Here is a 14,178-nt window from a genome sequence, read left to right on the forward strand (position 1 = left end):
TTAGATTGCAAAAAAATAGTTGTGAAAAATTTTCAGGTTAGCTATACGTTTCAGTATGTAAAAAAATAAATAACATACCTAATTATATCGCTACTTGAACAACATACACTTCACCAATCATAAAGTTAAACTAACTAACAATTGCATCTTTATGAAAAAAATATACCCAAAAAAACCATACAACCAACTAAATTATTATTTAGAAAAGCCTTGAAACATCGATCTCTGTCACGATCTTTAATTAGCCATTGTTGATAAATAAACAGCAATATAACCAATAATAAACCCAAATAATAGAATGTGGATAACTGATTAAGCTGACCAATAATAAATAGGCTAATAACAGTTATTACCTGTAATAGCCCGATGATTAACTTATCATAACGACCAAATAAAATTGCGGTTGATTTAATACCTATTTTCAAATCATCAATACGATCTACCATTGCATATTGTGTATCATAAGCTACAGTCCAACAGATATTAGCGAAGCAAAGTAGCCAACAAGTTAAAGGAAACTGCTCAATGGTTGCCGCATACACCATTGGGATCCCCCAACTAAAGGCAACACCTAAGGTAATTTGCGGTAAATGGGTATAGCGCTTCATAAAGGGATAAATCAAGGTTGTTAATAGCGCTAAACAAGCTATAAGCCACGACAGTTTATTTAAAGTAAGTAACAAAGTCAGTGCAACAATCAACAAGACAAATAAAGTCCACAAAGCATTTTTTTCGGTCAAAGCACCACGAGCTAATGGTCGATTTTTGGTACGTTCAACATATCCATCAAAATGACGATCCGCATAATCATTGATAACACATCCGGCAGAACGCATCACCACCACACCTAGTACAAATACCAACGTAATATATAAAGTAGGATGATTCGCCAGCCAAATTGCCCACAGCGTCGGCCAGAGTAAAAGTAATATCCCGATTGGTCTATCTAAACGCATCAGTTGTAAATAAGCTAACATTAATACTATTCATCCTAATAAATTATAGCGAAATTATACCTATCAGCATGCAATCTACAATTGCTACTTCATGACAACAATCATTAATTGATTAACGAAAATTAACAAAATACTAATTTAAAATGACACTCTCATTTAAGTATTACAAAACATTTTACAGCATCTGTAGATATTGTTCTGCAATAACGGCTAATGCTTGATAGAATCGGCTGATATTATTTTGTTTCAACCGATCGAGGTAGATAGAAGACCACGTCTGCAAATGATCGGTGATCAGCTGCTTTGCTGTATCAGTTTTGTTCTTGTCCAGCAACATCGCCAAAGCTAAGAGCATTAATCCAAACTGATCTTCTGGCTCATTCATTCCTGTATTAAGCTTGATGCCATGCTGTTTCAAAAATTGACGGTAACGCTCTTGTGACTCACCCATAAGTAAATGTTCTTTATCAAGATAAACAGATCCCCAAGGAGGTATCGGCATAGTACCTTGACCTTCAAATAACACTGAATATTGATAATCAAGCTCAGGATTATTATTTATTTCATCAGTTAATATTCCGCACTGTTTATTGATAAGTGAAGGATTTTGCCATTCAGGGAACTGATCAAGATGCAACAAAGCAGCAATTAACGGTTTTACCATTTGGCTATCTGGTGGATAGTAAAAAAAAGCACCTAATAACTTTGCCAATATAGCAGAATTTGTGCTATTCACATTGATTGCTCCTTGCCTTAACTCACCTTTTTATGAGGGATTAGTTTTATTCTAAATGATTATAAAGGAATTATCCATAAATTATAAAATGCGATACGTTCACAAATTTCACCAACTAAAACGCAGGCAAAAACAGTAAAATAAGTAATAGTATTTGTAGCTGTTCGCCTACTAGTTAGCGCGACTAAAACCAAGGCTAGCAAAAGTAACCCACATTGTGCAATCATCCAAACGTGTTGTTCAGAAGCTAATTGAGGCGAGATTGCAGCCATTAAATTTAGATAAGGTATTTTTAATAACAAAATCAGCAACACACTAACAACAAATACCAAACGACCAATACGATATAAACCTAATATGAGTACAGCAAGACTTCCTAATACCAACATCGCAGTGTACATTTGAATAGCGGTGTAATAGGTATTCCATGTTTCAACTGTGGGCAGCATATAAGTTGCAACGATTGTCCATACAAAGATTAAGCTTAAAATAATCAATAAGATTGCTATGATTTTTGCTAAATGAGGGATCTGATTTACTCGCTGACAGAGCGTTTTTATCAATTTAAATTTACTGTCTTTATTCTCATACGAAAAATGAATTAATAATACACTGACCAAAGTCAAACCAAACAATAGACCAAAAGTAAATATCTCATTACTCATAGGGGAACGACCAATACCAAAAATAACATTTAAAGCACGTAATGGTTGCCCCAAATGGAATGAAGCAATAACCATACCTAATGCCATAAAAATTAGTGCTACACTATTAATTTTTGCTATTGTGAACAAATTATTTTGTGAATGGGTCAATAAATAATGTAAACCACCAAGAAAAACCATACCAGCAGATAACTGCCCAAAAACCGTAAAAAACACCAGTGGTAACTCATGCATATTAGACCTCCTCCGGATTAAGCACTTTACCCAGAGTATCTCCCGAAGCTTTAGCTTGTGCATGTGGCTTAATAACAATATTAGGTTTAGTCAACTGTGAATTAGGTAATGGCGCAATATTTTGCTCATTACCATAACGCTGGCGAAGTTTATCAATTTCATCAAAATCTAATACACGTTGAGGACAAGATTCAACACAAACAGGTTTTAAACCTGCTGCAACACGTTCATAACAGCCATCACACTTTGACATTACGCGTTTTTGACGATCAAACTGAGGCGCACCATATGGACAACGCATTTCACAATATCGGCAACCAATACAGACATCTTGATTAACAACCACTAATCCATCTTGTTCACGTTTGTGCATTGCACCAGTAGGACAGCCTTGTACACAAGCAGGTTGATCACAGTGATTACAAGCAATAGATAAATAATAGATAAAGGTATTATTTTGCCAAATGCCATCGACTTGTTGCCAAATGCCACCGCCATATTCATAAACACGACGAAAATGAATACCTAGTGGGTTATCTTTTTCATCTTTACAACTAAGTTGACAAGTTTTACAACCTGTACATTTTGAGGAATCAATATAGAATCCATATTGCATTTTTATTATCTCCTCTTACCCTACAATACCGATTGTGTAACAGGCAAGGGTTTAATATCAACCAAATTGGTATGCTGTGGGTTAGATTTAGCAAGTACACTTGGCCTTAATGAGGTTAAACGGTTAATACAACCACCAACATCAATACCGGCAGCATTGGTTTTAGCCCACATTCCTTGAGGAATCGCTATCACGCCTGGCAGTATACGAGGCGTTACTTTAGCTGGAATATACAGTCGTCCACGATCGTTATAAACCTCAACTAACTGACCATGTTTAATTTGTCTTTGCTCAGCATCGAATGGATTGATCCAAACACTATCAGCTACCGCTTCGCGCAGTTGTGGCAAATTACTATAGGTTGAATGGCAATGTCCTTTGATATGAAATCCAATAAGTTGTAAAGGATATTTGGCTCGTCGCTTTTTATCTTCACTCCCTTCCACTGCTGGTAAATATGCAGGAATTGGGTAGAGTATGTCTTCCTCATCAAGTTCCCATTCACTGGCAATTTTAGCCAATGCTTCTGAATAGATCTCAATTTTGCCAGACGGCGTAGTTAATGGATTATTAATTGGATCGTCTCTAAATGCCTTCAAACCAATTTGTTCATCACTATTTTCCAATTTACGATCGACCACCCCCATACCGTCAGTTTCAGCAAAAGGCGGTAAATTTGGCTCATACTTACGCAACTTTTCATAACAATACTCGATCCATTCATCTTGGGTACGCCCTTCGGTAAATTTATCTTTTACACCCATTTTTTCGGATAGCTCAGTTAATACATCATAAGCCGGTCGATTTTCCCATAAAGGTTTGATAGCCCTTTGCATCCGAATAAGGTAGTTATAAGCGCCCGATGCATAAGAGTTATTAATTAAATCATTACTTTCGACAGATGACACATCCGGTAACAACAAATCGGCATATTTTGCTGATGCGGTCATATGTGTATCCCAGACTAAAATAAATTCACACTTAGATTCATCTTGTAAAATTTGGTGGGTACGATTGAGATCTGAATGTTGATTGCCGATGACATTACCCGCGTAATTCCAAATAAATTTAATCCCCACATCCAATTTATCTTTCCCTTTTAGGTAAGAATTTTTAGCGGTCATATTAGGACCATCTTCTATTGCTTTAGTCCACAAAAAGAAAGAGATACTGGTTTTTACGGGATTAGGAATACTTAAACCCGGCAAAGAATAAGAAACACTTCCACCCCAAGTACCTATATTAGTTCCAGGCTTACCAAATTGTCCGGTTATAATGGGCAGTATCATAATAGCTCGTGCCGTATGCTCACCATTTTGCCAACGCTGTACACCATAACCTTGTGATATCCATGCCGCCTTTGCATTAACAATATCCATTGCTAACTTACGAATTTGTGAAGCAGGAATACCTGTTCTTTCTGCCGCCCACTCTGGTGTTTTAGGTGTTCTATCATCACCTAATCCCAAAATATACGATTTATAATCACTAAAGGCTGGCGCACTATCGGGTAAAGAATCAGCATTCCAACCAACACAATATTGATTAAGCATATTATCGTCGATACGATCTTGTTCGAGTAATGCATAAATAATGGCTGCAACTAACGCCGCATCCGTACCCGGAACAATTGGTATCCATTCGGCATTATAAGCCACCACACTTTCACTATGACGAGGATCGATAATAATAACCCGGGCTTTACTCTGTTCAAGGGCATGAAAAAGCTCAGTAACTTGGCCACCGCCGGACATTCTGGTTTCAGCAACATTATGCCCAAACATCACCACAAGATCTGAATGCTTAATCTGATCAATCAAAGAATCTGTAGCATAACCATAAACAAATGGGCGGATAGCCGAAATTTGACCACTTGAATAATCCCCATGGTAATTCAAAAATCCGCCAATGGTACTTAAAAAACGTTTACAAGCATTACGACCTGAAATATTTGCTCCAGTTGTACCTGAACCATATTGATAATAAATTGCTTCATTACCATACTTTTCAATAGTATATTTAAGCTTATCTGCTAGCAAATTAATCGCTTCATCCCATGAAATACGCTTAAATTTACCTTCTCCACGTTTACCTATGCGTACCATAGGATATTTTAAGCGATCTGGATCATAAGTACGCCAACGAACAGCTCTACCTCGAATACAAGGACGAATTTGGTGTAAACCAAATGTAGATTCATCAATCCCATCTTCCGAAGATATTTTGGTAATAATATCGTTTTTAACATGTACTTTCAGTGGACAACGACTACCACAATTGACTAAACAAGCACTATAAAAAATTTTCTCTTCTTCACTGGGATTAACATTGTCGTTATGTTTCGTTGCTATATTGGGTTCAGCATAGACAAAGGGTAATTGCATATTATTGGTTAATGCAACAACTCCCCCAATTGCCATGGATTTTTGTAGAAAATCACGCCGACTTATCTTGTTTTCTGACCTACTCATTCTATTCCCTTAGTTTTATATGGGAGCCTTTAATCATGATAATACTAATGAATTAATAAACAAACCCAAAAACCATAAAATTAAACAGTTATTAACAATAATAAAATTGAATAAATATTATTCTCAATTAACTGATATAAAAGGATTAATCCTAAAAATAAGATATACGTAAATAAGATGCGTAAATTTTGAGTTATCAAAAAAATGTGACATAACATCTTACCTAAAAAAGATAAGATGTTATAGCAAAATGATGAGTAATAATATTTTGTTATTGAGAATTAACGCAGGCAACTCTTTCTTCATTAAATAGGAGGGTCGTCTCTAAACTACCCGAATCTAAAATAACATAAAAAACTTCACCTTTACTATTAAAGTTTGTTGTAATATAGTAAAAATCTTCCCAATTACTATCCGGGTAATAGTCTTGAGTTAAACCACCCCATTCATTAAGAATGCCACCATCAAACCCCGTTATAGGATCATAACGACTGATAGCTCGCAAATACATTGGAACAGGAATACCTGGATTTATTCCAATGACTCTTCTTGCTAAAATAGGGTGTGGATCTGCATTAGTCAAATCACGATATGAGATTAATTTATAATTCGCATTCAAATCTTCACAATATTTTACTGCTGCTTGGTGATCCATATTCACATAACCAGGTTTCGGAATGAGCCAGCGAGACAATTCGAAAGTATATAAAATATTTTGTGCTTTATCTGCATATATTACAAAACCTGATTTTGCAAATTGTTTATCACTTGAATTGATATTAGGGCCTTTCAAAATGACGCGTAAAATATTCCCATTTAAATTGCCATTTTCTGCTGCCAATTGCAATGTAACCCCTTTACCATATTCCGGAAATACTGAGCCATTATTATTAAGCGCAATCACCTCTCCAGCTGTAATATCGTGTAAATTTAATTTAAAAAAGAGATTATTTGAACCTATGGTCGGGAAGTTTTTATATCTACTATTTCGTTCAAGACTTTGAACTTTAAAACCTTTAACTTCTTCTGTAATAGTATCTTCTTCCCATTCATCTGAATCATTGAAACCATTCTGAATATTGGGTAAAGCATGGCACACATAAGGAATTAATTTGGGTTTAATATAATAAGTATGAGAACTTGCAACCAAACTTGTCATATTGGGAACACCGTATTGCGTTGCAAGTGTTGTACCACTAGATTCAATCGTTAATGTATAAGGTGAATCACAACGTACTAATTTATCGGTAAGCTTAATTTTATTAGTAATATCTTCTCCAAAAACATTCTTCCAAGTTACTTTTAAATTACCTGTTACTGTAGGAGTTGAATCACCATCATCATCTGACCAATAATTATATTTTTTCACTAAATCATCAAAAGTAACCGATGGATACTCATTTAAAGGAATTTTCGTTAACACACTACCAAACGTATCTGATTCATTTGGCAAAAAAATGGGATTTTTAGCTGAATTTATTACTGATGTAGTAACTTTGGAATCATCCGATAAAGTTAACTCAAAAAAACCATTGGTATCCAATATCTTTGTTACACCCTTATCTACCGTAAAATAGGGAGCGGAACCATTGATAGACTGAACTGTCCTTCCAGATAAGGCCCAAACACTATTAAAAGGAATTGATGAAGAGAGGAGCAAAAATAGAAAAAATAGGTAGGTACAACGCAAACTACATAATTTACTTCTTAAATTACAAAACACATCTTTCATACAACCAAACTAATTACTACTAATAAACTTAATTTTTTACAAAATAGAACTGAATATATATAGCCAATCTTTTAAAAACATAACAGCTTTCATTTAATCAAATATAAAAATCCTATTCCCGCTAAACCAACAAATCGCGTTAATGAATTAACTAATTTATTTAACTATAAATTTTTAAAAAAGTAAAAGCATTATTACAATTAGTTTTAGCCGCAAATTTCCCTTCCAACTTGACCTTGGTCTTATCAGCGAAAAATTGGTATAATAAACGCATTTATTCATTTAATCAGAAAGAATATGTCACAATCCAGTTATAACGCCGTTGATATAGAAGTTTTAAAGGGTCTTGATCCTGTTCGTCATCGTCCGGGAATGTACACTGATACCACTCGCCCTAACCATTTAGGTCAAGAAGTTATTGATAATAGCGTCGATGAGGCTATTGCTGGTCATGCACATCAAGTTAAAGTCATCCTGTATGAGGATAACTCCTTAGAAGTGATTGATGACGGTCGAGGTATGCCGGTCGATATTCATCCTGAAGAAGGGGTGCCAGCTATCGAATTACTACTTTGTCGTTTACACGCGGGTGGTAAATTCTCAAATAAAAACTACCAATTTTCTGGTGGGTTACATGGTGTTGGGATCTCTGTAGTTAATGCTCTATCAAAACGCGTTGAAGTCACCGTTAACCGTGATGGACAAGTTTATCAAATAGCTTTTGAAAATGGTGATAAAGTTGAAGATTTACATGTTACAGGTACTTGTGGTCGCCGAAATACTGGGACTAAAGTACATTTTTGGCCGGATGAAAAATATTTTGACTCACCAAAATTTTCTGTACCTCGTTTAGCACATTTACTTAAAGCCAAAGCAGTACTTTGCCCTGGTCTCGAAATTATTTTTAAAGATAAAATTAATAACACAGAAGAACGGTGGTGTTATGAAGATGGTTTAAAAGATTATTTAATGGAGTCGGTAAGTGGTTACACGCTATTACCAGAACAGCCTTTTACCGGTAACCATATTGGTGATACCGAAGCAGTGGAATGGGCGCTGCTTTGGATGCCTGAAGGTGGTGAATTATTAACTGAAAGTTATGTGAATTTAATTCCCACCGTACAAGGTGGAACGCATGTCAATGGCTTACGCCAAGGCTTACTTGATGCAATGCGCGAATTTTGTGAATTCCGTAATTTATTACCACGTGGTTTAAAATTAACCGCCGATGATATTTGGGAACGGTGTGCCTATGTTCTTTCAGTTAAAATGCAAGAACCACAATTTGCCGGACAAACCAAAGAACGGTTATCCTCCAGACAAAGCGCAGCATTTGTCTCTGCGATTGTCAAAGATGCTTTTAGTCTCTGGTTAAATCAAAACGTGCAGATAGCAGAATTACTGGCTGAAGTTGTAATTTCAAGCGCGCAAAGACGGTTAAGGGCATCTAAAAAAGTCATCCGTAAAAAATTAACCAGTGGACCCGCTTTACCCGGTAAACTGGCTGACTGCTCATCACAAGATTTGAGTCGCACCGAACTATTTCTGGTAGAAGGTGACTCTGCTGGTGGATCAGCTAAACAAGCACGTGACCGCGAATATCAAGCGATAATGCCACTGAAAGGTAAGATTTTAAATACTTGGGAAGTTTCCTCTGATGAAGTACTAGGTTCACAAGAGATCCACGACATTTCTGTTGCCATTGGTATTGATCCTGATAGTGATGATTTAAGCCAATTACGTTACGGTAAAATCTGTATTTTAGCCGATGCCGATTCTGATGGATTACATATTGCCACCTTGCTTTGCGCATTATTTGTACGTCACTTTCGTATTATGGTTGAACATGGTCATGTTTTTGTCGCCATGCCACCACTCTATCGAATCGATTTAGGTAAAGAGGTACATTACGCATTAGATGAAGAAGAGAAAGAAGGCATTTTAGATCAACTTAAACGCAAAAAAGGGAAACCTAATGTACAACGTTTCAAAGGATTAGGGGAAATGAATCCTCTGCAACTGCGAGAAACCACAATGGATCCCAATACGCGCCGTTTAGTCCAGTTATCCCTTGATGACACCGAACAAACCATGGCATTAATGGATATGCTACTTGCCAAAAAACGCTCAGAAGATCGCCGTGAATGGTTACAAGAAAAAGGCGATCAAGTCGAACTTGATATCTAACATAAAGAATGATTTAGAGGAACAATAATGAGTGAGATAACTCATGACGGAGTAGAAGTACAGTCACTACGAACATTTACTGAAAGTGCCTATTTAAACTACTCCATGTATGTGATTATGGATCGCGCACTACCGTTTATTGGTGACGGATTAAAACCGGTGCAGCGACGTATAGTTTATGCAATGTCAGAATTAGGTCTTAACGCCCAAGCTAAATTCAAAAAATCGGCACGTACTGTAGGTGATGTATTAGGTAAATATCACCCTCATGGTGATAGTGCTTGTTATGAAGCAATGGTATTAATGGCACAACCCTTCTCTTATCGCTATCCTTTAGTTGATGGACAAGGTAACTGGGGGGCGCCAGATGATCCCAAATCCTTTGCTGCTATGCGTTACACTGAATCACGCTTATCAAAATATGCCGAATTATTACTAGGAGAACTAGGCCAAGGCACCGTTGATTACACACCAAACTTTGATGGTACCTTGCAAGAACCTAAAATGTTGCCGGCTAGATTACCAAATATTTTATTAAATGGTACCACCGGCATTGCGGTTGGTATGGCTACCGACATTCCTCCTCATAATATTCGCGAAGTGGCTAATGCCGCAATTATGTTAGCTGAAAATCCTAAGGCAACACTTAGCGAAGTAATGACTCACATACAAGGACCTGACTTCCCAACCGAAGCTGAAATTATTACCTCTCATGAAGATATAGAGAAAATCTATAAAACCGGTCGTGGCTCTATTCGGATGCGAGCCGTTTGGAAAAAAGAAGAAGGTGATATTGTCATTACCGATCTTCCACATCAAGTTTCGGGAGCTAAAATTCTCGAGCAGATTGCTTCTCAAATGCGTGCTAAAAAACTGCCTTTAATTGAAGATTTACGGGATGAGTCAGATCACGAAAATCCAACGCGTTTAGTAATTGTACCTCGTTCAAATCGCATCGATTTAGAGCAAGTAATGAATCATCTATTTGCCACAACCGATCTCGAAAAAAGTTACCGGGTGAATATGAATATGATTGGGCTGGATAATCGCCCGTCAGTTAAAGGCTTACTGGAAATCTTAACTGAATGGTTAGAGTACCGCCGAAGCACAGTCATGCGACGTTTAAACTATCGTTTAGACAAAGTATTAAAACGTCTACATATTTTAGATGGATTAATGATCGCATTTTTGAATATTGACGAAGTTATCGAAATAATTCGTCATGAAGATGAGCCTAAAGCAGAACTTATTCATCGCTTTGCCTTAACCGATACACAAGCGGAAGCCATTTTAGAGTTAAAACTCCGTCATTTAGCCAAACTTGAAGAGATTCGTATAAAAAGCGAACAAAATGAACTTGCGAAAGAGCGCGATCATCTACAAGCACTATTAGATTCACCAAGAAAGCTCAATAATTTAATAAAAAAAGAGTTACAAGAAGATGCGGAAAAATATGGTGATAAGCGCCGTTCTCCAATTGTTGAACGAAGTGAAGCAAAAGCGATTACAGAACAAGAACTCACACCATCTGAACCCGTAACAATTATTTTATCTGAAATGGGTTGGGTAAGATCGGCAAAAGGGCATGATATCGATCCACTCGGTTTAAGCTATAAAGCAGGCGATAGCTTTAAAGCAGCAGCTAAAGGCAAAAGTAATCAACCTGTAGTATTTATTGATTCAACGGGTCGTAGTTACGCCATTGAGCCTAACACCTTACCATCAGCACGAGGACAAGGCGAACCACTTACAGGTAAGTTAGCACTTCCTACCGGCGCTACAGTTGAACATGTCCTTATGTCTGCTGATGAAAATCAAAAATTGTTATTGGCTTCTAGCGCTGGCTATGGCTTTATATGTCAATTTAGTGATTTAATTGCCCGTAACCGTAATGGTAAAGCCATTATTAATTTACCAAATAATGCTAAGGTATTAACACCAATTGAAATTTCATCTGCAGAGAGTTTACTATTATCTATTACCCAAGCGGGACGAATGTTAATCTTCCCTGTGAAAGATTTACCTGAGCTTGCCAAAGGTAAAGGGAATAAAATTATATCCCTCTCTGGTGCAGATGATAGTTTATCCTACATGATGCTAATTACACCAGAAACATCAATAACTTTGCATGTTGGTAAACGCAAACTTACACTCTATGCTGCTGATTTACAAAAATTTAGAGCTGAACGCGCGCGTAAAGGAACATCTTTACCACGTGGGCTACAAAAAATAGATCGAATTGAGGTGAACGAATAATATGTCTCTTATTTGGGCAATTATTACCGGCTTTGTATTAAGCCTTATGTTGAAAACTGGTTGGGGATTTGTCATTGGACTATTTATAGGTCCAATGCTCTACCAAACTTTTTGTAATAAATTAACCGAACAAAGAACACATGCCAACCCTACTCTCTACTTAACTGTTGTTTTTGAAGTACTTGGGCATTTAAGTAAAGCTAAAGGCGTAGTCACCCAAGACGATATTAATTTAGCTCGACAGTTTATGGATCGACTGCAACTCGATAGCCACAGTCGCCAATTAGCCCAAGAATCCTTTAATCGTGGTAAAGCGAGTGATTACCCACTTCGCTCTCGTTTGAAAGAACTCTATAATCAGTATCGCTATCGACGCAATGTTTTAAATATTTTTTGTGAGCAATTAATTCAAGCTGCATTAATTGACGGTAATTTAGATGAAAAAGAACTACAAATTCTCTTTATAGTAGCTCAAGAGTTTAATATTCCACGTCAACGAATGGCAATGTATATTCAAATGATGATGGGAAGTTATCATTTTCATCAACAAGGATATACCAACCAACAAGATCACCGTTATGAATATCAACAACGTAATAACTATGGTGGCTACCAACAACGCTCAACAGAAACCGATCTACAAAATGCTTATCGAATTTTAGGTGTAGAAGCCTCCGCTGAAATTTCAGAAATAAAAAGGGCTTACCGAAAATTAATGAATGAACATCATCCCGACAAACTAGTCTCAAAAGGCTTACCCAAAGAGATGCTTGAAGTGGCTAAAAAGCGGGCTCAAGAGATCCAAGCCGCTTATGATTTAATTAAAACCTCGCGTGGATTTAAATAGAGATTACACCTATGATGCATTGGCGCTCAATTATCAGGATTGTCGGTTTACTCATTACTCTGCTTTCAGTTTTTATGTTACTTCCGGCACTAGTGGCATTAATATATCGAGACGGGGCGGGAGCAATTTTTGTCCGATCATTCATTGCAGCCTTTATTCTTGGATGTCTACTATGGTTACCCAATCGCAATCACCGCCATGAATTAAGTACTCGTGAAGGATTTTTTATTGTCGTACTTTTTTGGGTTGTTCTTGGCACTATTGGTGCATTCCCTTTTATTTTTGATCACCATATTAATCTCAATCTAACCACGGCTTTCTTTGAATCCTTTTCTAGTTTAACAACGACAGGGGCTACCACAATTGTTCAATTAGATCACCTCCCTAAAGCCCTGCTTTTTTATCGGCAATTGTTACAATGGTTAGGTGGAATGGGTATTATCGTATTAGCTGTAGCGATTTTACCACTATTAGGTGTTGGGGGAATGCAACTATATCGAGCTGAAATTCCCGGTCCACAAAAAGATAGTAAAATGCGACCTCGTATTGCTGAAACAGCAAAAACATTATGGTCAATTTATATATTGCTCACCACACTATGTGCAATCTGCTTATGGTTTGCTGGTATGGATGTCTTTGATGCCATCTCGCATAGTTTCTCCACCATTTCAATGGGGGGATTTTCAACACATGATCAAAACCTCGCTTATTTTAACAGTGCTACCATTAATTACATTGTTACCCTATTTCTGATTTTATCTGGTTGTAATTTTGCTTTACATTTTGCTTCACTGAGTGGCTTTTCACTTAAAGTTTACTGGCGAGATCAAGAATTTAGAACTTTCGTATTTATTTTATTAATCTTAATAATAATCTGCGCAAGTGTCATATATATATATCAACCTAATCGAGAACTTAGCCCGGACAAAATAGTACTGCAAGTTGTATCTGTAGTGGCTACCGTTGGTTTTACCGTTGATGACATCAATACTTGGCCATCGTCATTACCCATTTTTTTACTATGTGCTTCATTTATAGGTGGTTGTGCAGGTTCAACAGGTGGTGGACTAAAAGTCGTTCGAGTTCTACTCCTGTTTATGCAAGGCTCTCGTGAATTAAAACGCCTGATCCACCCAAATGCGATTTACACATTAAAACTAAATCACCGAGTAGTACCAGAAAGGATCATCGAAGCTGTTTGGGGATTTTTCTCAGCCTACGCGCTCGTATTTTTAATCAGTCTTTTTATCATTATGGCATCGGGTATTGATGCTACTGACTCTTTTTATGTTGTCGCTTCATCGCTAAACAACTTAGGTGTAGGACTTGGCAGTGTAAGTGATAACTTTGCCAGTGTGAGTGACATGGTAAAATGGGTAATGGTTGTAGATATGCTATTTGGACGACTCGAAATATTTACGCTACTGGTTTTATTCACGCCAACATTTTGGCGAAGTTAAAATTTATACTGAAACATA

Annotated in this window: 10 protein-coding genes; 4 read left to right on the forward strand and 6 right to left on the reverse strand. The window is 36.9% G+C overall.

The window, feature by feature from the left end; translation table 11 throughout:
• Nucleotides 1-149: 149 nt before the first annotated feature.
• From ubiA to A9G11_RS09090, 6 genes are all read right to left on the reverse strand, one after another.
• Complete coding sequence (ubiA, locus tag A9G11_RS09065) at nucleotides 150-977, reverse strand: 4-hydroxybenzoate octaprenyltransferase (protein WP_065619287.1); 828 nt, start codon at nucleotides 975-977, stop codon at nucleotides 150-152.
• 154 nt (nucleotides 978-1,131) lie between these two features.
• Nucleotides 1,132-1,692: a TorD/DmsD family molecular chaperone gene (locus A9G11_RS09070; protein ID WP_065619288.1), complete on the reverse strand. Its 561-nt coding sequence runs from the start codon at nucleotides 1,690-1,692 to the stop codon at nucleotides 1,132-1,134.
• Between the two features lie 59 nt (nucleotides 1,693-1,751).
• Nucleotides 1,752-2,591, reverse strand: coding sequence for a dimethyl sulfoxide reductase anchor subunit family protein (locus A9G11_RS09075; RefSeq protein WP_065619289.1), 840 nt, complete (start codon nucleotides 2,589-2,591; stop codon nucleotides 1,752-1,754).
• A gap of 1 nt (nucleotide 2,592) precedes the next feature.
• Nucleotides 2,593-3,207: a DMSO/selenate family reductase complex B subunit gene (locus A9G11_RS09080; protein WP_065619290.1), complete on the reverse strand. Its 615-nt coding sequence runs from the start codon at nucleotides 3,205-3,207 to the stop codon at nucleotides 2,593-2,595.
• A 20-nt stretch (nucleotides 3,208-3,227) separates the two neighbouring features.
• Nucleotides 3,228-5,678 carry a DMSO/selenate family reductase complex A subunit gene (locus tag A9G11_RS09085; protein ID WP_065619291.1) on the reverse strand — a complete coding sequence of 817 codons (2,451 nt, stop codon included), beginning with the start codon at nucleotides 5,676-5,678 and terminating at the stop codon, nucleotides 3,228-3,230.
• 271 nt (nucleotides 5,679-5,949) lie between these two features.
• Nucleotides 5,950-7,410: a hypothetical protein gene (locus A9G11_RS09090; RefSeq protein WP_141674395.1), complete on the reverse strand. Its 1,461-nt coding sequence runs from the start codon at nucleotides 7,408-7,410 to the stop codon at nucleotides 5,950-5,952.
• Nucleotides 7,411-7,707: 297 nt separating this feature from the next.
• Between A9G11_RS09090 and parE the strand changes: the two genes are divergently transcribed.
• Genes parE through A9G11_RS09110 form a run of 4 tightly spaced genes read left to right on the forward strand, consistent with a single transcriptional unit; the run spans nucleotide 7,708 to nucleotide 14,160 of the window.
• Entirely contained in the window at nucleotides 7,708-9,597 is a 1,890-nt protein-coding gene (gene parE, locus A9G11_RS09095) for a DNA topoisomerase IV subunit B (RefSeq protein WP_065619293.1), read from the forward strand.
• 27 nt (nucleotides 9,598-9,624) lie between these two features.
• Nucleotides 9,625-11,853, forward strand: a complete 2,229-nt coding sequence (gene parC / locus A9G11_RS09100) for a DNA topoisomerase IV subunit A (protein ID WP_065619294.1) — start codon at nucleotides 9,625-9,627, stop codon at nucleotides 11,851-11,853.
• A 1-nt stretch (nucleotide 11,854) separates the two neighbouring features.
• Nucleotides 11,855-12,700 carry a co-chaperone DjlA gene (gene djlA, locus A9G11_RS09105; protein WP_065619295.1) on the forward strand — a complete coding sequence of 282 codons (846 nt, stop codon included), beginning with the start codon at nucleotides 11,855-11,857 and terminating at the stop codon, nucleotides 12,698-12,700.
• Between the two features lie 14 nt (nucleotides 12,701-12,714).
• Nucleotides 12,715-14,160, forward strand: a complete 1,446-nt coding sequence (locus A9G11_RS09110) for a TrkH family potassium uptake protein (protein ID WP_065619344.1) — start codon at nucleotides 12,715-12,717, stop codon at nucleotides 14,158-14,160.
• Nucleotides 14,161-14,178 lie beyond the last annotated feature (18 nt).

It is taken from the genome of Gilliamella sp. wkB108, from assembly GCF_001690195.1.
Lineage (GTDB): Bacteria > Pseudomonadota > Gammaproteobacteria > Enterobacterales > Orbaceae > Gilliamella > Gilliamella apicola_L.